Annotated in this window: 23 protein-coding genes and 1 tRNA gene; 10 read left to right on the top strand and 14 right to left on the bottom strand. The window is 67.1% G+C overall.

Annotated features, from left to right (window positions below; genetic code table 11):
- Nucleotides 1-23 precede the first annotated feature (23 nt).
- From pilB to RZE77_RS22460, 3 genes are all read right to left on the bottom strand, one after another.
- Nucleotides 24-1,757, bottom strand: coding sequence for a type IV-A pilus assembly ATPase PilB (gene pilB, locus RZE77_RS22470; protein WP_319439340.1), 1,734 nt, complete (start codon nt 1,755-1,757; stop codon nt 24-26).
- A gap of 113 nt (nt 1,758-1,870) precedes the next feature.
- Nucleotides 1,871-1,947, bottom strand: a tRNA-Pro gene (locus tag RZE77_RS22465).
- Nucleotides 1,948-1,996: 49 nt separating this feature from the next.
- The gene (locus RZE77_RS22460) at nt 1,997-2,989 is read right to left on the bottom strand and encodes a polyprenyl synthetase family protein (RefSeq protein ID WP_319439339.1); all 993 of its coding nucleotides are present in this window, start codon (nt 2,987-2,989) and stop codon (nt 1,997-1,999) included.
- Between the two features lie 188 nt (nt 2,990-3,177).
- On the opposite strand from RZE77_RS22460, the gene rplU reads away from it, so the two are divergent.
- The 4 genes from rplU (at nt 3,178) to proB (ending at nt 6,102) form a co-directional block, all read left to right on the top strand.
- Nucleotides 3,178-3,489 carry a 50S ribosomal protein L21 gene (gene rplU, locus RZE77_RS22455; RefSeq protein WP_319439338.1) on the top strand — a complete coding sequence of 104 codons (312 nt, stop codon included), beginning with the start codon at nt 3,178-3,180 and terminating at the stop codon, nt 3,487-3,489.
- Nucleotides 3,490-3,510: 21 nt separating this feature from the next.
- Entirely contained in the window at nt 3,511-3,768 is a 258-nt protein-coding gene (rpmA, locus tag RZE77_RS22450) for a 50S ribosomal protein L27 (protein WP_015866991.1), read from the top strand.
- Nucleotides 3,769-3,838: 70 nt separating this feature from the next.
- The gene (gene cgtA, locus RZE77_RS22445) at nt 3,839-4,924 is read left to right on the top strand and encodes an Obg family GTPase CgtA (protein WP_319439337.1); all 1,086 of its coding nucleotides are present in this window, start codon (nt 3,839-3,841) and stop codon (nt 4,922-4,924) included.
- A 38-nt stretch (nt 4,925-4,962) separates the two neighbouring features.
- A complete protein-coding gene (proB, locus tag RZE77_RS22440) occupies nt 4,963-6,102 on the top strand; it encodes a glutamate 5-kinase (protein ID WP_319439336.1) in 1,140 nt (379 codons plus the stop codon).
- 34 nt (nt 6,103-6,136) lie between these two features.
- On the opposite strand, the gene RZE77_RS22435 is transcribed toward proB, so the two are convergent.
- The gene (locus RZE77_RS22435) at nt 6,137-6,649 is read right to left on the bottom strand and encodes a CNP1-like family protein (RefSeq protein WP_319439335.1); all 513 of its coding nucleotides are present in this window, start codon (nt 6,647-6,649) and stop codon (nt 6,137-6,139) included.
- 28 nt (nt 6,650-6,677) lie between these two features.
- Nucleotides 6,678-7,349: an RNA pyrophosphohydrolase gene (locus RZE77_RS22430; protein WP_319442399.1), complete on the bottom strand. Its 672-nt coding sequence runs from the start codon at nt 7,347-7,349 to the stop codon at nt 6,678-6,680.
- Between the two features lie 146 nt (nt 7,350-7,495).
- Here RZE77_RS22430 and RZE77_RS22425 point away from each other — a divergent pair, with 146 nt between their 5' ends.
- Together RZE77_RS22425 and RZE77_RS22420 are read left to right on the top strand one after the other, a co-directional pair.
- Complete coding sequence (locus RZE77_RS22425) at nt 7,496-9,241, top strand: proline--tRNA ligase (protein ID WP_319439334.1); 1,746 nt, start codon at nt 7,496-7,498, stop codon at nt 9,239-9,241.
- Nucleotides 9,238-9,897 (top strand): lytic transglycosylase domain-containing protein, encoded by a 660-nt coding sequence (locus RZE77_RS22420; protein ID WP_319439333.1) that lies wholly within the window; start codon nt 9,238-9,240, stop codon nt 9,895-9,897. The genes RZE77_RS22425 and RZE77_RS22420 overlap by 4 nt, the downstream gene beginning before the upstream one ends.
- Before the next feature lie 7 nt (nt 9,898-9,904).
- Here RZE77_RS22420 and RZE77_RS22415 read toward each other — a convergent pair whose 3' ends face one another.
- From RZE77_RS22415 to hemA, 6 genes are all read right to left on the bottom strand, one after another.
- Nucleotides 9,905-11,188 carry a polyamine export protein PaeA gene (locus tag RZE77_RS22415; protein WP_319427479.1) on the bottom strand — a complete coding sequence of 428 codons (1,284 nt, stop codon included), beginning with the start codon at nt 11,186-11,188 and terminating at the stop codon, nt 9,905-9,907.
- A gap of 145 nt (nt 11,189-11,333) precedes the next feature.
- On the bottom strand, nt 11,334-11,828 hold the full coding sequence (locus RZE77_RS22410; RefSeq protein WP_319439332.1) for a cupin domain-containing protein: 495 nt from the start codon (nt 11,826-11,828) through the stop codon (nt 11,334-11,336).
- A gap of 14 nt (nt 11,829-11,842) precedes the next feature.
- Complete coding sequence (gene grxD / locus RZE77_RS22405) at nt 11,843-12,172, bottom strand: Grx4 family monothiol glutaredoxin (RefSeq protein ID WP_021008887.1); 330 nt, start codon at nt 12,170-12,172, stop codon at nt 11,843-11,845.
- Between the two features lie 31 nt (nt 12,173-12,203).
- Entirely contained in the window at nt 12,204-13,055 is an 852-nt protein-coding gene (gene prmC, locus RZE77_RS22400; RefSeq protein WP_319439331.1) for a peptide chain release factor N(5)-glutamine methyltransferase, read from the bottom strand.
- Nucleotides 13,052-14,161: a peptide chain release factor 1 gene (prfA, locus tag RZE77_RS22395; protein WP_319439330.1), complete on the bottom strand. Its 1,110-nt coding sequence runs from the start codon at nt 14,159-14,161 to the stop codon at nt 13,052-13,054. The genes prmC and prfA overlap by 4 nt, the downstream gene beginning before the upstream one ends.
- A 100-nt stretch (nt 14,162-14,261) precedes the next feature.
- Entirely contained in the window at nt 14,262-15,533 is a 1,272-nt protein-coding gene (hemA, locus tag RZE77_RS22390) for a glutamyl-tRNA reductase (RefSeq protein WP_319439329.1), read from the bottom strand.
- Nucleotides 15,534-15,667: 134 nt separating this feature from the next.
- Here hemA and RZE77_RS22385 point away from each other — a divergent pair, with 134 nt between their 5' ends.
- Together RZE77_RS22385 and RZE77_RS22380 are read left to right on the top strand one after the other, a co-directional pair.
- On the top strand, nt 15,668-15,943 hold the full coding sequence (locus RZE77_RS22385; protein ID WP_319439328.1) for a hypothetical protein: 276 nt from the start codon (nt 15,668-15,670) through the stop codon (nt 15,941-15,943).
- Between the two features lie 156 nt (nt 15,944-16,099).
- Complete coding sequence (locus tag RZE77_RS22380) at nt 16,100-16,867, top strand: Crp/Fnr family transcriptional regulator (RefSeq protein WP_319439327.1); 768 nt, start codon at nt 16,100-16,102, stop codon at nt 16,865-16,867.
- A 9-nt stretch (nt 16,868-16,876) separates the two neighbouring features.
- On the opposite strand, the gene RZE77_RS22375 is transcribed toward RZE77_RS22380, so the two are convergent.
- The 3 genes from RZE77_RS22375 to flgA form a co-directional block, all read right to left on the bottom strand.
- Entirely contained in the window at nt 16,877-17,323 is a 447-nt protein-coding gene (locus tag RZE77_RS22375; protein WP_319439326.1) for a flagella synthesis protein FlgN, read from the bottom strand.
- 5 nt (nt 17,324-17,328) lie between these two features.
- Complete coding sequence (flgM, locus tag RZE77_RS22370; protein ID WP_319427470.1) at nt 17,329-17,628, bottom strand: flagellar biosynthesis anti-sigma factor FlgM; 300 nt, start codon at nt 17,626-17,628, stop codon at nt 17,329-17,331.
- Between the two features lie 75 nt (nt 17,629-17,703).
- Nucleotides 17,704-18,417, bottom strand: coding sequence for a flagellar basal body P-ring formation chaperone FlgA (gene flgA / locus RZE77_RS22365; protein ID WP_319439325.1), 714 nt, complete (start codon nt 18,415-18,417; stop codon nt 17,704-17,706).
- Between the two features lie 166 nt (nt 18,418-18,583).
- Between flgA and flgB the strand changes: the two genes are divergently transcribed.
- Nucleotides 18,584-18,994, top strand: a complete 411-nt coding sequence (gene flgB / locus RZE77_RS22360) for a flagellar basal body rod protein FlgB (protein ID WP_319427468.1) — start codon at nt 18,584-18,586, stop codon at nt 18,992-18,994.
- A 17-nt stretch (nt 18,995-19,011) separates the two neighbouring features.
- The gene (flgC, locus tag RZE77_RS22355) at nt 19,012-19,428 is read left to right on the top strand and encodes a flagellar basal body rod protein FlgC (protein WP_319439324.1); all 417 of its coding nucleotides are present in this window, start codon (nt 19,012-19,014) and stop codon (nt 19,426-19,428) included.
- Nucleotides 19,429-19,450: the final 22 nt, after the last annotated feature.

Raw genomic sequence — 19,450 nt, 5'->3', positions numbered from 1 at the left:
TCCGATTTCTTGCAGTGTGTTCGTTATTCGTTGGTGACCGCCACCACTTCTTCGAGTGAGGTGAGCCCTTGCATGACTTTTCGCAGGCCCGACTGCCGCAGCGAGCGCACGCCCTCGGCCTCGGACTGGCGCGCGATGTCCAGTGCGCTGCCGTCGCGCAGGATGATCGCCTGGATGGCCTCCGAGATCGGCATCACCTGGTAGATGCCGACCCGCCCCTTGTAGCCGTTGCTGCACGCCGCGCAGCCGACCGGCCGATAGGGCTTCCAGGTACCGTCGAGCTGTTCTTCCTTGAAGCCCGCGTCGAGCAGCGCCTGGCGCGGCATGTCGGCTGGCGCGCGGCATACGTGGCACAGGCGCCGCGCGAGCCGCTGCGCCGTGATGAGGATCACGCTGGAGGCGATGTTGAACGGCGCAATGCCCATGTTCCGCATGCGCGTGAGCGTGGTCGGCGCGTCGTTGGTGTGCAGCGTCGAGAGCACCAGGTGGCCCGTTTGCGCGGCCTTGATCGAGATGTCGGCGGTTTCGAGGTCGCGGATTTCGCCGACCATGATGATGTCGGGATCCTGCCGCAGGAAGGCGCGCAGCGCCGCCGCGAAGGTGAGTCCGGCGCGCTCGTTGACGTTCACCTGGTTCACGCCCGGCAGGTTGATTTCGGACGGGTCTTCCGCCGTTGCGATGTTGACGCCGGGCTGGTTCAGCAGGTTCAGGCAGGTGTAGAGCGACACCGTCTTGCCCGAACCGGTGGGGCCCGTCACCAGCACCATGCCGTAGGGACGGCCGATCGCATGCAGCAGGCGCTCCTTTTCGTCGGCGTCGTAGCCCAGGGCGTCGATGCCCAGGCGCGCGCTGCTCGGGTCCAGGATACGGATCACGATCTTCTCGCCGAACAGCGTGGGCAGCGTGCTGACGCGGAAGTCGATCACGCGGTCGGGCCCGATCTTGAGCTTCATGCGGCCGTCCTGCGGCACGCGCTTCTCGGAAATGTCGAGCCGCGAGATGACCTTGATGCGCGAGGCCAGCTTGTCCTTGATGAGCGTGGGCGGGCTCGCGATCTCGCGCAGTTCGCCGTCGATGCGAAAGCGCACGCGGTAGTTGTGCTCGTAGGGCTCGAAGTGGATGTCCGAGGCCCGCATGCTGACGCCGTCCAGCAGCATCTTGTGCAGGAAGCGCACGACCGGCGCGTCCTCGACCTCGGCGATGGCCTGTTCGCTGGCATCGCCCGAGGTGTCCGCGGTGACGTCGTCGAACTCGAACTCGGCGCCGACGATGCTGTTGATGGTTTCCGCCGCGGTGACCGCGGCGGCTTCGATCATGCGCGACAGCTTGTCGTATTCGGCGATGACCCAGTCCACGCCCATCTGGGAGGCGAACTTGATCTTTTCCACCGCCTGCTGGTCCGACGGATCGGCTGTTGCAACGATGAGACGGTTGTTGCGCTTGCTGAGAACCACGATCCGGTAGGCGTGGCACAGCTTCGGGTCGAGCAGGTCCTTGGGCAGGCGCTGGTGGTCGATGGCGTCCAGGTCCAGCAGCGGCGCGCCGAAGGCACTGGAAAGCGTGTGGGCAAGGTCGGCGGCCGAGACGGCGCCGCTGCCGGTCAGCTCGGCAATGAAGCTGGTGCGGCCGCTCAGCGACTTTTGATAGATGTCTTCCGCGGTCTTCGCAGGAAGCTTGCCGGCCGACACCAAGGCACGCGCAAGGCCCGGGAGGGCAATTTGCGTGTTTTCTTTAACAGGAAGTTCGGCAGCAGCCATTCAGCGAATTGCAAGAGATGTGAAAAAGTGCTTCACGATCATCGCTGAACCACCCGTCCCTGTAAATCGCTACGCAGCAACAGGCACGGGCATTATTTGTGCCAGCCGAAGGCTGGTCGGGGTGAGAGGATTCGAACCTCCGGCCTCTACGTCCCGAACGTAGCGCTCTACCAGGCTAAGCTACACCCCGATTGGTTGCAAAAAAAGAGAATTCGTCCTTGCCAACTCTTGTGAGGTGTTCAGGCACGTCGCTCAAGCAACTGAGCCGCCAATTGTAGCAAACCGTCGGCATGCAAATTGGACGGAAAGTCGCGCAATGCATGAATCGCGCGTTTTGCCTCGTCGGCCGCGGCGGCGCGCGAGGCTTTCAGGGCGCCGGTGGCATGGACGATTTCGACGATCTTGCCCAGCTGGGCGGTGTCGCCGGCCTCGATGGCCGCGCGCACAAGCGTCGCCTGCGCGGGGCTGCCGCGCCGCATGGCGAAGATCAGCGGCAGCGTGGTCTTGCCTTCGCGCAGGTCGTCGCCCACGTTCTTTCCCGTTTCGTGCGCATCACCGGCGTAGTCGAGCACGTCGTCGATCACCTGGAAGGCCGTGCCCAGGGCTTGGCCGTAGGTGGCGCAGGCTTCCTCGACTTCGGGCGTGGCGCCCGCCAGCACGGCGGCGAGCCGGGTGCTGGCCTCGAACAGCTTGGCGGTCTTGGAGCGGATCACGCGCAGGTAGGCGGATTCGTCCAGCGTCGCGTCGTGCATGTTCATCAGCTGGAGCACTTCGCCTTCCGCGATCACGTTGGTCGCCTCGGCCAGAATCTGCATGATGCGCATGTTGTTTGCATCCAACATCATCTGGAAGGCGCGCGAATAGAGGAAGTCGCCGACCAGCACGCTGGCCGGGTTGCCGAACGATTCGTTGGCGGTCGGGCGCCCGCGCCGCAGGGTCGATTCGTCCACGACGTCGTCGTGCAGCAGGGTGGCCGTGTGGATGAACTCCACCACCGCCGCCAGGTTGAAGCGCTGCTCGCCCGTGTAGCCGAGCGCGCCCGACATGAGCAGCAGCAGCGCCGGCCGCAGGCGTTTGCCGCCGGCCGAGATGATGTATTTGGACACCTGGCTGACCAGGGGCACGCCCGTGTCGAGGCGCTGCGCGATCACACGGTCGACTTCGACCATGTCGCCGGCGATCAAATCCAGCACGGTGGCGGTGGGGGAGGTATCGTCGGCGTGGACTGGCAAGGCGTTTGCGCGCGGCGCGTCTGAATGCGAAAGTGACAGCGGCACGAGGCCGGAAGGCGCAGATTATAGGGAGGAGCGCGCGCCGTCCCGGCGGCCCTTTGGCTCAAACCATGTTAGCGCGTGCAAACCGTGCTAGAATCTTGGGCTCTGCGGAATTCGCCGTAGAGCTCATTCCTTAAGAGGTTCACATGTACGCGGTCATAAAAACCGGCGGCAAGCAGTATCGCGTTGCTTCCGGCGAAAAAATTAAAGTAGAACAGATTGCTGCGGATGTAGGCCAGGAAATCGTGATCGATCAGGTTCTTGCAGTCGGCAACGGCAGCGAAATCAAGATCGGTACGCCCCTGGTGTCCGGCGCAACGGTGACAGTCACGGTACTGTCGCACGGCAAGCACGACAAGGTCGGCATCTTCAAGATGCGCCGTCGCAAGCACTATCAGAAACGTCAAGGCCATCGCCAGCAGTTCACCGAATTGCAAATTGGCGCGATCGCCGCTTAATCCGGCATAGGAGCAGATTCCATGGCACAGAAAAAAGGCGGCGGCTCAACGCGAAACGGGCGCGATTCCAAGCCCAAGATGCTCGGTGTGAAGGCCTTCGGCGGCGAACTGATCAGCGCAGGCTCGATCATCGTGCGCCAGCGCGGCACCCAGTTCCACCCCGGCGTGAACGTCGGCGTGGGCAAGGACCACACGCTGTTTGCACTGGTGGACGGCCACGTGTCGTTCGGCGTCAAGGGCGCACTGAACAAGCACATGGTCAACGTGACCCCGGCATAAGCCCGAGTCACTTCGATCAGCTCGAAGCCCCGCTTTGTCGGGGCTTCTTCATTTGTACACTGGATACCCCATGAAGTTCGTCGACGAAGCCTTCATCGACATCGCCGCAGGCGATGGCGGCAACGGCTGCGTGTCGTTCCGTCATGAAAAATACAAGGAATTCGGCGGCCCCAACGGCGGCGACGGCGGCCGCGGCGGCCACGTCTACGCGGTGGCCGATTCCAACCTCAACACCCTGGTCGACTTCCGCTATTCGCGCCGCCACGAGGCCAAGCGCGGAGAGCACGGCATGGGTTCCGACATGTTCGGCGCCGCGGGCGACGACATCCTCCTGAAGATGCCCGTCGGCACCATCATCAGCGACGCCGAAACCGGCGAAGTGCTGTACGAGCTGCTGACGGAAGGCGAGGTCGTCACCATCGCCAAGGGCGGCGACGGCGGCTTCGGCAACATGCGCTTCAAGAGCGCCATCAACCGCGCCCCGCGCCAGAAGACCCCGGGCTGGCCGGGCGAGAAGAAGAGCCTCAAGCTCGAGCTCAAGGTGCTCGCCGACGTCGGCCTGCTGGGCATGCCGAATGCGGGCAAGTCGACCCTGATCAGTGCCATCTCGAACGCGCGCCCGCGCATCGCCGACTATCCCTTCACCACGCTGCACCCGAACCTCGGTGTCGTGCGCGTCGGCCCGGAGCAAAGCTTCGTGGTGGCCGACCTGCCGGGCCTGATCGAAGGCGCATCCGAAGGCGCCGGCCTCGGCCACCTGTTCCTGCGCCACCTGCAGCGCACGCGGCTCTTGCTGCACGTGATCGACATGGCGCCGTTCGACGATGCCGTCGATCCGGTCGCCCAGGCCAAGGCCATCGTGGGCGAGCTCAAGAAGTACGACGCCGCGCTCTACGAAAAGCCGCGCTGGCTGGTGCTGAACAAGCTCGACATGGTGCCTGCGGACGAGCGCGCCGCGCGCGTGAAGGACTTCGTCAAGCGCCTGCGCTTCAAGGGCCCGGTGTTCGAGATCTCTGCGCTCACGCGCGAAGGCTGCGAGCACCTGGTGCAGGCCGTGTACCAGCAGGTCAAGGCGCAGCAGGCGGCGGAACACGTGCCGGTCGAGGTCGATCCGCGCTTTGTCGAGCTGCCGCCCGACACCTCTTCCTCCACCTGACTTTTCGCACGCTGCATTCACGACCGCCACGCCCTCCCATGACCTCGAACTCCGGATCCACTGCCTTGCGGGATGCCCGCCGTATCGTCGTCAAGGTGGGCTCCAGCCTCGTGACCAACGAGGGGCGCGGTCTCGACGAGGCCGCCATCGGCGAATGGTGCCGGCAGCTCGCGGTGCTGGTGCAGGGCGGCCGCGAGGTCGTGATGGTGTCCAGCGGCGCCATTGCCGAAGGCATGAAGCGCCTGGGTTGGCGCACCCGGCCGCACGAGGTGCATGAACTCCAGGCCGCCGCGGCCGTCGGGCAGATGGGCCTGGCACAGATGTACGAGACCAAGCTGCGCGAGAACCAGATCGGCAGCGCCCAGGTGCTGCTCACCCATGCCGACCTGGCCGACCGCGAGCGTTACCTCAATGCGCGCTCGACCCTTGTCACGCTGCTCGGGCTGGGCGTGGTGCCGGTCATCAACGAGAACGACACCGTCGTCAACGACGAGATCAAGTTCGGCGACAACGACACGCTGGGCGCGCTGGTGGCCAACCTGGTCGAAGCCGATGCGCTGGTGATCCTCACGGACCAGAAGGGCCTCTACACGGCCGACCCGCGCAAGGACCCGGACGCGAAGTTCGTGCACGAGGCGGCGGCCGGCGACCCGGCGCTCGAAGCGATGGCGGGCGGGGCAGGCTCCAGCCTCGGCCGCGGCGGCATGATCACCAAGATCCTTGCCGCCAAGCGCGCGGCCGGCTCGGGCGCCTCCACCGTGATCGCCTGGGGCCGCGAGCCCGACGCCCTGCTGCGCCTGACGAACGGCGAATCCATCGGCACGCTGCTGGTGGCGCAGACCGCCAAGCACCAGGCGCGCAAGCGCTGGATGGCGGACCACCTGCAGCTGCGCGGCGCGGTCACCGTCGATGCCGGCGCGGCGGCCAAGGTGCGCGCCGAGGGCAAGAGCCTGCTGCCGATCGGCATGACCGGCGTCTCGGGCGAGTTTTCGCGCGGCGACGTGATTGCCGTGCGCGACGCCGATGGCGTGGAACTCGCCCGCGGCCTGGCCAACTACTCGAGCATCGAGGCCCGGCTGCTGTGCCGCAAGCCCTCGTCGGAGTTCGAGCGGCTGCTGGGCTATGTGGCGGAGCCGGAAATGGTCCACCGCGACAACATGGTGCTGATGCGCGGCTGATGATGAAGGCGGGGCGCCGGGCCCCGCCGGCTCGCTACTGCACTTCCCGAACCGGGTTGCGCAGGTTCTGGACCATGTCCCCGACCGAATTGCGCGGCGCATTGCCGCGGCACAGCGCCTGGCTCGACAGCGCCGAGGCGTAGCGCGAGTTCAGGTCGCTGATGCGCTTCCACTCCGGCGTCTTCGTTTCCTGCCAGGCGCCGTTGTTGTAGCGGGCGTAGCTCTTTATTTCGCTGGTCGAGCAGCGCACCCCTTCGTAGAACGCGTTGATGCCGCCGCCGTCGCTGTTCTGCGCCACCACCACGTAGCGCACGATGCCATCGCGGGTGATGGCGATGGTCTTCGGATCGACGCCGAACTTCAGGCTCATGTAGGGCGGCATCGCGATCGGCTCGAGGCGCTTTTCGTCGAAGGCGGGCGGAGGCGGGGCCTCGGTTTCCTTCCATTCGGCGTCGGTCTCGTAGCGCTTGGGCGCCGGCTGCATGCCGGCCTGCGCCCAGTCGGGGTTGTCCGTGTCGTGCGTGCCCGATGCGCATCCGGCCAACACGGCCAGGCATGCGGCGAGCAGGGCGCCCTCAGCGCTGCGACGGAAGGAAGGGCGCTTTGTTGTGGGGAAGAGGGGAAGGGTCATCGCTCGCAGAAGTAATGTCGGGATGCGGGTCGAAACTGCCGCCGGGCGGCAGGTCCAGCCCCGCGGGCGCGCCGCCATCGGGCGTGTGGCGCTCGAACTCCCGGGCGCGCACGTTGCTGCGCAGGAAGCGGTTGCGGAAATCCTGCCGCGGCAGGTAGCGAGCAAGCTCGGTAAGCGCCATCTCGTAGACGCCGCGCTTGAACTCGACGACCACGTCGAGCGGGACCCAGTAGTCATGCCAGCGCCAAGCGTCGAATTCGGGATGGTCGGTGGCACGCAGGTTGAGATCCCAATCGTGGCCGACAAGTTGCAGCAGATACCAGATCTGCTTCTGGCCTTTGTAGTGGCCCCGTGCGTCACGGCGGATGAACCGATCCGGCACCTCGTAGCGCAACCAGTCGCGGGTACGGGCCACGATGCGCACATGCTCCGGATGGAGCCCGACTTCCTCGTGCAGTTCCCGGAACATGGCTTGCTCGGGACTTTCGCCGCGGTCGATGCCGCCTTGCGGAAACTGCCAGGAATGCGTGCGTATGCGCTTGCCCCAGAAAACCTGGTTTCTCTGGTTGAGCAGGATGATGCCGACGTTGGGCCTGAAGCCGTCCCGGTCGAGCATAATCAAACCCCAATTTTTGAACTGAGTCGATTATGCATGCCGGGTTGCACACGGCAAGCGGCCAGTTCGAGGCCCGCGGGTTCCCGGTGGTCTCTCCGCCGGCATCCGTCTTCCCCACGATCTTTGAATCTACCAGCGCGATCCCGATGAAAGCTTCCCGATTTTTTGTCTCCACCCTCAAGGAAGCGCCCGCTGACGCCGAGGTCGCGAGCCATCGGCTCATGATGCGCGCGGGCATGATCAAGAAGCTCGGCACGGGCATCTACACCTACATGCCGATGGGGCTGCGGGTGATCCGCAAGGTCGAGGCGATCGTGCGCGAGGAAATGAACCGCGCCGGCGCGGTCGAGCTCACGATGCCCGTGGTGCAGCCGGCCGAGTTCTGGCAGGAGACCGGCCGCTTCGACAAGATGGGCCCCGAGTTGCTGCGCATCAAGGACCGGCACGACCGCGACTTCGTGGTCCAGCCCACCAGCGAAGAAGTGGTGACCGACATCGCGCGCCAGGAAATCCGCAGCTACAAGCAGCTGCCGAAGAATTTCTACCAGATCCAGACCAAGTTCCGCGACGAGCGCCGCCCGCGCTTCGGCCTGATGCGCGGGCGCGAATTCATCATGAAGGACGCCTACAGCTTCGACCGCGACCTGGGCGCGGCCAAGGCCAGCTACCAGGTCATGGCCGATGCCTACCGCCGCATCTTCGACCGCTTCGGCCTGCGCTACCGCGCCGTGGCGGCCGACAGCGGCGCCATCGGCGGCGACCTGAGCGAAGAGTTCCAGGTGATTGCCGCCACCGGCGAAGACGCCATCGTCTACTGCCCCGGCAGCGACTACGCGGCCAACATGGAAAAGGCCGAGGCGCTCGCTCCGGCCGGCCCGCGCCCCGCGGCGGCCAAGGCGCTCGACAAGACGCCCACCCCGGGCAAGAGCACCTGCGCCGACGTGGCGGAACTGCTCGGCGTGCCGCTCTCGACCACCGTCAAGTCGCTGGTGCTGGCAACGGACATCGTCGACGAGGCCGGCAACCCGAAGGGGTCGCAGGTCTGGCTGCTGCTCTTGCGCGGCGACCACGACATGAACGAGATCAAGGTCGGCAAGGTGCCGGGCCTGGACCAGGGCTTCCGCTTCGCGACGCTGGCCGAGATCGACGACCACTTCGGCTGCAAGCCCGGCTACCTCGGCCCGCTGAACCTCAAGAAGCCCGTCAGGCTCGTGGCCGACCGCGAGGTGGTGGTCATGGCCGACTGGATCACCGGTGCCAACGAGATCGACTTCCACATGACCGGCGTCAACTGGGGGCGCGACCTGCCCGAGCCCGAACTGGTGGCCGACCTGCGCAACGTGGTGGCCGGCGACGCCTCGCCCGACGGCAAGGGCGTGCTCGCGATCGAGCGCGGCATCGAGGTGGGCCACGTGTTCGTGCTCGGCACGAAGTACAGCAAGGACATGAACGCCACCTACCTCGACGAAGCCGGCAAGCCGCAGTTCCTCGAGATGGGCTGCTATGGCATCGGCATCACGCGCCTGCCTGCCGCCGCCATCGAGCAGAACCACGACGAGCGCGGCATCATCTGGCCGGACGCGCTGGCGCCGTTCACGGTGGTGGTCTGCCCGATCGGCATGGACCGCAGCCCCGAGGTCAAGGTGGCGGCCGAAGCGCTGTACGAGCAACTGTTCGCGGCCGGCGTCGACGTGCTGCTGGACGACCGCGGCGAGCGCCCGGGCGCGATGTTCGCCGACTGGGAACTGATCGGCGTGCCGCACCGCGTGGTCATTTCCGACCGCGGCCTGAAGGAAGGCCAGCTCGAATACCAGCACCGCCGCGACACGGCGGCCACCAAGGTGCCTGCCGCCGGCATCGCCGAATTCATCGCCGGCAAGCTCGCCAAATGAGCCTGGAGGGCGGCCTCTCGCGACGCCGGTGCCTGATGGGCGGCGCCGCGGCGGCGGGCGCCCTGGCGGCGCTGTCGCTGCCGCAGGCCGCGCACGCCGGCGCGCAGATCGAGGAGCCGCTGATCGACTCGGTGCGCACCGCGCTGAGTTCGGCCGTGCACAACAAGGCGCCGCCGGTGCCCGAGTTCTCGAGCACCGAGGCCCGCCTGGTCTACCTGCGATGGCTGGGCGAAATGAGCGAGCGCCTCAAGAAGAAGATTGCCGACTGGCCCACGCGCAAGGAATTCCTGCAGACCGTCTGGTACGAAGCCAAGCGCTCGGGCCTGGACGTGAGCCTGGTGCTCGGGCTGATCCAGGTCGAGAGCAACTTCCGCAAGTTTGCGGTGTCCAGCGCCGGCGCGCGGGGCTACATGCAGGTCATGCCGTTCTGGACCCGCGTGATCGGCGACAGCGACCCGGCCAAGCTGTTCCACATGCAGACCAACCTGCGCTTCGGCTGCGTCATCCTGCGCCACTACCTCGACCGCGAGAACGGCGACCTGTACATGACCCTCGGACGCTACAACGGCAGCCGCGGCAAGGCGCCGTACCCCAACGCCGTGTTCGCGAACCAGCGCCTCTGGACCTTCGTGGACCGCGACCGCTCGGCCGCCTGAGGGCGAGCTAGGTTTTCGTGACCATCACCTGGTCGATGCGGTAGCTGTCGACGTCCATCACCTCGAAGGTGTAGCCGCCCCAGCTCACGCTGTCGGTGCGCTTGGGCACGCGCCGCAGCATCACCATCAGGAAGCCGGCCAGCGTTTCGTAGTCGTCCGGATGCGGCATCTCGTCGATGTGCAGCGCGCGCTGCACGTCCTGGATCGGCGTGACGCCGTCGATCAGCCACGAGTTCTCGTCGCGCTTCACGATCTGCTCCTCGTCGGGCAGGGAGACGAGGTCGCCCATCACCGTGCTCATCACGTCGTTGAGCGTGATCACGCCCACCACCAGGCTGTATTCGTTGACCACGATCGCGAAGTCTTCATGCGCCTGCTGGAACTGCTCGAGCACCTCGGTGAGCGTGAGCCGGTCGGGAATGACCAGCGCCTTGTGCAGCGTCAGGCCCTGGTCGAAGGCCAGCGGCTGGCCGCTGAGCACGCGCTGGAACATCTCCTTGGCGTCGACATAGCCGAGCACATGGTCGATGTCGCCGTCGCACACCGGGTAGGCCGAAAAAGGCTCGGCCACGATGCGCGCCCGCAGCACCGATTCCGGGTCGTCGTGCAGGAACCAGGCGATGTTGTCGCGCACCGTCATCACGCTGCTGACCAGGCGCGTGTCGAGTTCGAACACGTTGGCGATCACCTGCTGCTCGCGCACCGCGAGCACGCCCGCGCGCGCGCCGGCTTCGGTCATGGCCAGGATGTCGGCCGAGGTGATCTTGTCGTCGCGCACCAGCGGCATGCCCAGCAGCTTGAAGAGCATGTCGGTGGAGCGCGTGAAGAACCACACCAGCGGCTTGAAGGCGGTGATCAGCACAAGCATCGGGCCGACCATGCGAACCGCGATGCGTTCCGGGTCGCTCATGCCCAGGCGCTTGGGAAACAGGTCGGCGAACACCAGGAACACCGCGATGACGATCACGAACGAGCACAGGAAGGCCACGTTCGCCGAGGCCTCCACGCTCATCCAGCCCTCGAAGAAGCGCGCGAAGTAGGGGCTGAGCGAGCCCTCGCCGACCACGCCGCCGAGGATCGCCACCGCATTGAGGCCGATCTGCACCACGGTGAAGTAGTGGCCCGGCTGCTCCTGCACGCGCAGCACGCGCTCGGCCCGCGCATCGCCCTCGTCGGCCATCTGGCGCAGGCGCAGGCGCCGCGAGGCGGCCAGCGTGATTTCGGCAAGGGAGAAGAACGCGCTCATCGCGATCAGCAGGACGATGATGAGCAGGCTTTGGGTGAGGGTCATGGTGGCACGGCGAAGTGCACGATGGTGCCATGACCCGGGGCACATTCCAGCGAACACCGCGGAACCGGCTTTGCCGGGCCGCTGGTGTTGCCCCCGGAAGGGGGAGGGAGAAGCGACACGAAGTGCGCGGAGCCTGGGGGAGAGCCTAGATCCCGCCGTGCGGGTGCGTGGGGTCGACCCACAGGACCGATTCGGGTTTTTCTACCGGTTCGATATCGAGATTGATCGCCACCGCCTCGCCGTCGCTGCGGCACAGCACGCATTCGAGCGGCTCGGTGGCGCTGGCGTTGATTTCCTGGTGCGGCACGTAGGGCGGCACGTAGATGAAGTCGCCCGGGCCGGCCTCGGCCGTGAATTCGAGTCTCTCGCCCCAGCGCATGCGGGCCCGGCCGCGCACCACGTAGATCACCGATTCAAGGTGCCCGTGGTGGTGGGCGCCGGTCTTGGCGTCGGCATGGATGGTGACGGTGCCGGCCCAGAGCTTCTGCGCGCCGACGCGCGCGAAGTTGATCGCCGCGGCGCGGTTCATGCCGGGCGTCTGGGCGGTGTTGGCGTCGAGCTGGTTGGCCGCGATCACGCGCACGCCGTCGTGCTTCCAGGCCGGCGCGGCCTTGCCGCCATGGTCGTGGTCGTGGCTCACGGCGGCCCCGGAAATCAGGCCGGGTTGCTGCCGCCCAGCACCTGCTGCAGCTCGCCCGATTCGTACATCTCCATCATGATGTCCGAGCCGCCGACGAATTCGCCCTTGACGTAGAGCTGGGGGATCGTCGGCCAGTTGCTGTATTCCTTGATGCCCTGGCGGATGCCGTCGTCTTCGAGCACGTTGACGGTCTTGAGCGTCCTGGTGTCGACGCCGACCGCCTTGAGGATCTGGATGGCGCGGCCGGAGAAGCCGCACATCGGAAAGCTGGCGTTGCCCTTCATGAAGAGCACGAGGTCGTTGGTCTTGACGAGATCGTCGATGCGTTGCTGGGCGTCGGACATGGGGACTCCTGAAAAATGGGCTTGGGGGCGATTATTTCACCGTGCGCCAGATCCCGCCGGAACAGCGCTGGATGCCGGCAAGGTCGTCGCGGCTTTGCACTTCGGCAAAGCCGCGCGCCTGGAGCAGCTGGCGCACGGCCGGGGCCTGGTCGTGGCCGTGCTCGAGCAGCAGCCAGCCGCCGTCCGCCAGGTGCGCGGGGGCCTGCTGCACGATCTGGCGGATGTCGGACAGTCCGTCCGGCCCGGCCACCAGCGCGGCCAGGGGCTCGTGCTGCAGCGCCGGCAGGTGCGGGTCGCCGGCTGCGATGTAGGGCGGATTGCTCGCAATGACCGCGTAGCCGCCGGCGGCGCCGTCGAGCCAGTGGGCCTGGCGAAAGCGCACCGGCAGGCCCAGGCGCTGCGCATTGGCCTCGGCGACGGCCAGCGCGTCGGCGCTGGCATCGACGGCGTCAACCTGGGCGTCGGGCCGCGCATGCTGCAGCGCCAGCGCGATGGCACCGCTGCCGGTGCCCAGGTCGAGCACCTGCGGGGCCTTGCGGCCTTCGAGGCATTGCAGGGCCCAGTCGACCAGCGTTTCGGTGTCGGGGCGCGGCACCAGCACCCGTGCATCCACCTGCAGGCCGAGGCCGTGGAATTCCTTCTCGCCGAGCAGGTAGGCCACCGGTTCGCCCGCCAGGCGGCGCGGCAGCTGCGCCGAAAGCGCGGACCAGGCCGCTTCGGAGATGGCGTCGGTGTCGTGCGCCAGCAGCCAGGCGCGGTCGTTCGGCGCGCGGCCCAGCGCATGCAGCAGCAGCAATTGCGCGTCGAGCCGGTCGACGCCCAGCGCCACGGCCGCGGCCAGTGCCTGGGCCACGGTGGAGGGCGTGGTGGCGGTGGCCGTCATGCCGGCAGGCTCGATTCGAGCTCGGCCAACTGCTCGGCCTCGCGCGCGGCGCGCAGCGCGTCCAGCACGTCGCCGAGGTCGCCTTCCATGATGGCCTGCAGCTTGTAGAGCGTGAGGTTGATGCGGTGGTCGGTGAGCCGGCCCTGCGGGAAGTTGTAGGTGCGGATGCGGTCGGAGCGGTCGCCGCTGCCGATCAGGCCCTTGCGCATGGCGGCATCCTTGGCGGCGCGCTCGCTGCGGTCCTTTTCCTGGATGCGTGCCGACAGCACCTGCAGCGCCTTGGCCTTGTTGCGGTGCTGGCTGCGGTCGTCCTGGCACTCGGCCACGATGCCGGTCGGAATGTGCGTGATGCGCACGGCCGAGTCGGTCTTGTTGATGTGCTGGCCGCCGGCGCCGCTCGCGCGGTAGGTGTCGATGCGCAGGTCGGCCGGGTTGATCTGCACCGCCACGGTTTCGTCGGGCTCGGCCAGCACGGCGACGGTGCAGGCGCTGGTGTGGATGCGGCCCTGGGTTTCGGTGGCCGGCACGCGCTGCACGCGGTGGCCGCCCGATTCGAAGCGCAGGCGGCCGAAGACCCCGGACCCGGGGCCATTGCTGGCTTGGCCGGCGATACGCACCACCACTTCCTTGTAGCCGCCGAGCTCGCTCTCGCTCTCGCTCACCACTTCGCAGCGCCAGCCGGCACGCTCGCAGTAGCGCGTGTACATGCGCAGCAGGTCGCCCGCGAACAGCGCCGATTCGTCGCCACCGGTGCCGGCGCGGATTTCGAGGAAGGCGTTGCGCGCATCGTCCGGATCCTTGGGCAGCAGCAGGCGCTGCAGCTCTTCCTCGAGCTGCACGAGCTCGGCCTGCGCGGCGGCGATTTCTTCCCGCGCCATCTCGGCCATGTCGGGGTCGTCGAGCATTTCGGCCGCACCGGCGATGTCGGCTTCGCGCTGCTTGTAGCGCTCGTAGCGGCCCGCGATCTGCGTGATCTCGGCATGCTCGCGCGAGATGGTGCGGTACTGCGCCATGTCGCTCATGATGTCTTCGCGCGAAAGCAGGAAGTCGAGTTCGCCCAGGCGCTGGGCGTAGCGTTCGAGTTGATGGCGCAGAAAGGTCTTCACGGCGGAAAGGAGCTCGGAAAAATGGGAAAGGGCGCCGCGGTGCCGCGGCAGGGCGCATGTGGGACCGCGGCCGGCGGGGCCGGGCCGCTGGCGAGCGTCGCTAACGCTCTTTGCGCAGGAACAGGCGCGAGATGGTCTGCGCGGTGTGCTCGCGCGATGCGGCGTCGCCCGCGTGCAGCTCGGCCATGGCGCCGTGCAGCAGCTTCTGCGTGAGCCCGCGCGACATGGCCTCGAGCACCGCATCGACCGGCTCGCCCTTGGCCAGCAGCTTGCGCGCACGGGCCATCTCGGCGGCGCGCCACTCGTCGGCCTGGGCATTGAGCTGCTGGATCAATGGCACGGTGCCGCGCTGGCCCAGCCAATGCATGAAGCTCTGCACGCCGGCGTCGATGATGACCTCGGCCTGTGCCACGGCGGCCTGGCGGTTCGCCTGGCCCTGCTGCACCACCTGGGCGAGGTCGTCGACGGTGTACAGGTAGATGTCTTCGAGCGCCTTCACCTCGGGCTCGATGTCGCGCGGCACGGCCAGGTCGACCATGAACATCGGGCGGTGCTTGCGGGCCTTGAGTGCGCGCTCGACGGCGCCCAGGCCGATGATCGGCAGCGTGCTGGCGGTGCAGCTCACCACGATGTCGAATTCGGCCAGCCGGTTCGGCAGGTCGGCCAGCCGCATCGCCTCGCCGCCGAAGCGCGAGGCCAGCTTTTCGCCGCGCTCGAGCGTGCGGTTGGCAATGGCGATGGCCTTCGGGTCCTTGGCCGCGAAATGGGTGGCGGCCAGGTCGATCATCTCGCCCGCGCCGACGAACAGCACGCGCGTCTGGTGCAGGTCCTCGAACAGTTGGCCGGCCAGCCGGACGGCCGCCGCGGCCATGCTGATGGAATGCGCGCCGATCTCGGTGGCGGTGCGCACTTCCTTCGCGACCGCGAAGGAGCGCTGGAACAGCTGGTTGAGCGTGCTGCCGAGCGCGCCGACGGTTTCGGCCGCGCGCACGGCGTCTTTCATCTGGCCGAGGATCTGGGCCTCGCCGAGCACCATGGAATCGAGCCCGCTGGCCACGCGGAAGACGTGGCGCGCGGCCTCGTCGTCGTGCAGGGTGTAGGCATGCGAGCGCAGCAGCGCCGGCGCGACGCCGCCGCTCTCGGCCAGCCAGCCGACCGTGTGGTCGAGCGCGGCATGCTCGGCGGCGCAGTAGATCTCGGTGCGGTTGCAGGTGGAAATGATCGCGGCTTCGACCTGCGGATGGCGCCCGGTGGCGAACGAACTGCGCAGGCTCTGCAGCGTGGGTGCCAGCTGATCGAGCGCGAACGCGAAACGACCGCGCAGATCGAGTGGCGCGGTCGTGTGGTTCAGGCCCAGTGTCCAGACTGACATATCCACTGATTATAAAATCAGCAGGAGCCGTGCGGCTGCCGAGGGGCTTGGCCGCATGCAACTCCATAGAACAAGGGCGCCGCGAGCGCCCTTGGCTTTATCCGGCGGCCCTCGCTCGATACCCATTCCTACCCATGTCCCTGCTGGATCTCCTCAATCACCTGCTGAACTTCGTGGCGCCCGCGCTGGCCGTCGGCTTCCTGTGCGCGCTCATGGGCCGGGCCTTCCGGCGCAAGGCGGGCGGCAGGGCATGGTGGGCCCAGGGCGCGATCAATTCGGGCGTGGGCGCGCTGGTGCTGCTGGGCGGCGTGGTCCTCACGGGCCGCGATGGCGCGATGGCGACCTACGCGGCGCTCGTTGTCGCCTGCGGTACAAGCCAATGGCTGGTCTCGGACGGCTGGCGCAAGTAGTTTTCGCCAAGTCATGCGATGATGTTGCGTGTCCAGATGTTACTGACTGTTAGTATATGAATCTCATCTGGTAAATATTCACATTTAGAGAGCGGAAAGAGTTGCAGGCAGCCGCTTTGAGCCAATATGCGGCAGGGCAGCCCATGGACGGTACAGATGTATTTGCATCCTCTTATTGCCAGCGTTCCCCCCGAGGAGCGCGCAGCCTTCGTTCAGCGCATCGAACTTCGGTCCTACCGGCGCAACGAAGTCGTGCTGGGTGCGGACGAGTGGTCCGACCGCATCTACTGCGTGGCCACCGGCCTGCTGCGGGTGGTGGTGCAGGGAAGCGAAGACAGCGGCGACGTCACGACCGACTTCATCCGGCAGGACGACTTCTTCCTGAACTCAGCCCTGATCGAGGAGCGCTACCAGGCCGGCGCGACCTTGGTGGCGGCCTTGCCCACCTCGCTGTACCTGGTGCCCACGCTGGAATTCAAGGCGCTGTGCGACCGCCATCCGGCCGTGACGATGGGCCTGCTCGACGTGGTGATGAAGCGCACCACGGTGCTGCGCAGGCAGATCCGGCAGATTTCATCGGCCTCGTCCGAGCGGCTCATCAGCCGCATCCTGCACGAGCTCACCGTTCTGGCGCCAGGCACCGACGGCGGCTACGACAAGCGCATCACCCAGTCGGTCATCGCTTCCTATTCGGGGCTTTCCAGGATGCAGGTCAACAAGACCATGCGGGACCTGGAGCGTCGCGGACTGGTCAGGAGGGACGAGCATGGGGTGTACGTGCCGCCGCACTTTGCATCGTCGGATTTCCAGGAGCTTCCGTCTGCGGAGCCGAATCCTCCTGCGAAGGATTCCGGCGAGGTGAATCCGTCGTTCTTCTCGGATCTGTACGAGGCGCCGCCCAAGTCGGGCAAGACCCGCAAGTAGGTTTGCGGGTCAGCCCACCGCCAGCCGCGTTCCCGCGGCGCTGGCGGCCTTGCGGATGCCGTCCGGCCCGTAGAAGGGCTGCGCGCTGGCCTGCAGGTAGTGCAGCGCGTTCTGCGTGAAATCGAGCTGGCTGTACACCATCGAGCCGTTGCGGCGGTTGCAGGCCTTGGCCTGCTGCGCCAGTTCGACCAGCGCCGTCCAGGCGGCGAGCGAGGCCTCGCCATCCGCCGAGGCGGCGGCATCGGCACCCGCGCGCCCGGGCTCGAAACCCCGCGCCACCTGGGCCGATTCGCGCGCCTGGTCGAGTGCCGCCATGCGGTCCAGCAGGCCGGCCTTGCGCCCGGTGAGCAGCGGCAGCTCGGCGAAGAGGCCGTTCTTCATGGCCTCTGCCTCCTGCTCCAGCACCGACAGGAATTCCTCGACACAGGTTTTTTCGGCCAACAGGCGATGCAGCATGGCGTTCAGAGCTTTCCGTTTTCGTGGAGCAGATCGCGCACGCTGGCGAGCAGGCCGCGGGCGATCCGGTCGGGGTGGATTTCGTAGCGCCCGGCCCGGATGTCCTCGCGGATCGAGGCAACGCGCGCCGCGTCGAAGTCGGCATTGGGCGCCTCGGGCATCGAATGCACCTGGGCCGACGACGAGAGCTGCACCGCGTTCCTGCCGCCCTGGACGGCATCGGCGCCGCTGGCGGGCGAGGACGATGCGCCCTTGTTCGTTCGGGGGAGCGGTGTGGCCGAAGGGGCGAATGGATCGATTTTCAAGATGGTTCCTCAAAGGGCTGCCTGATGTATCGGCAGTTCGGGCCAGAACTTTAGGGCAGTGCGCATCGAATGCAGCTACTGCGGCAGGCGGACCTGCCCTTCCTCGTCGGCCACGCCGCTGACCATGCGGCCATCCGCGGTCCTGGCCCGCACGGCCGCGCCGGCACTGGCGCTGGTCATCGCGCGGGCTTCGGTGCTGACGACGTAGCCCGGGCCTTCGGCAACGACCTTGATGGTCTGGCCCTGCTGGATCACGGCCACGCCGCGCATCAGTTCGCGCCGGAGCGGCGCGCCGGCCGCGATGCGGTTGGCAGCCACCACGCCCTGCAGTTCGGCGGGGTCGGTCACGACCGAACGCGGCAGCGCGGTGAGATCGCCCTCGCGGGCGATGAAGTCGCTGGCGCCCAGGGCCTGGCCGGTATCGATGTTGCGCGCGGCCACGAAGTAGCGCCCCTCGACCGCCACGCGGGCCAGCACGTAGCGCGTCCAGGGCTTCAGTTCCGAGTGGCAGCGCAGGCCGACCGACACCCGGCCCCACACCGCCGCGCCGCGCGGCAGGAAGGCCTCGAGCGCATCGCAGGCGGGCAGCGGGCCCGATGCCGGCGCCTCGACGCGGATGCTGACCTTGCCCGGCAGTCCGGCGGTCTGGGCCTGCAGCAGGCTGTCGACCGCGGCGCGCGCATCGCCCGCGAGCGGCGCCGCGGCCACGCACATCGCCGCGCCCAGCCCGGCCGCCAGGGCAGGCAGCACGAGCTTCAGGCGGCGTGGGCGGCAAGAGATTTTTTCCATGATGGGTGCCCGGCAATTCTAGGAAGGCGCACCCGATCCGAAGATTCGAAGTGCACGCCAAATGCCCCTTTGTTCGGGCCATTGCGAACGCAGTGCATGCATAGACTCGCTTTCCATCTGTCGCCATGCCCCGCCAGGGACGCGACGCCTCGAAAGATGGAAACACATGATCGACAAGCTGGATGCGGCGCTTCGCTTCAACCGCGAAGCACTCAACCTTCGGACGCAGCGCCAGGAAGTGCTGGCGGCCAACATCGCCCACGCCGACACGCCCAACTACAAGGCGCGTGACTTCGACTTCGCGAGCCGCCTGACGCAGGCCGTCGAGCACGGCCGCGCAGCGCAGCAGCCGGTGCAGATGGCCGCCACGTCGGCGCGCCACATCCAGGCCGATGCGCCGCCCTCGATGCCCGAGCGCGACCTGCTGTACCGCGTGCCGAGCCAATCGAGCATCGACGGCAACACGGTGGAGATGGATGCCGAGCGCATCAACTTTGCCGACAACGCGCTGCGCTACGAAGCCAACCTCACGGTGGTCAGCGCCAAGATCAAGTCGCTGCTCTCCGCCGCGCAATAAGCAAGAAGGAGCCGCACATGCCGCATCCCGGTGCTTCCATGAACATCTTCAGCGTGGCGGGCTCCGCCATGGCCGCGCAGTCGCAGCGCATGAACGTGACGGCCAGCAATCTGGCCAACGCCGAGAGCGTGGCCGGCCCCGACGGCAAGCCCTACCGCGCCAGGCAGGTGGTCTTCGAAGTGGCCGCCTCGGGCCAGCAGGACATCGGCGGCGTGAAGGTGGCCGGCGTCATCGAGGACCCCTCGCCGCTGAAGATGGTCTTCGACCCGAAGAACCCCCATGCCGATGCCAAGGGCTACGTGGCCATGCCCAACGTCAATGTGGTCGAGGAGATGACCAACATGATCTCCGCCTCGCGCAGCTACCAGGCCAACGTCGAGGTGCTCAACACCGCCAAGACGCTGATGGTCAAGACGCTGACCATCGGCCAGTAACCCCCACACCCGCAACAAGAAC

Source organism: Variovorax sp. SPNA7 (assembly GCF_033807855.1).
Classification (GTDB): Bacteria; Pseudomonadota; Gammaproteobacteria; order Burkholderiales; family Burkholderiaceae_C; genus Variovorax; species Variovorax beijingensis.
This window is presented reverse-complemented; position numbering and strand designations above follow the sequence as displayed.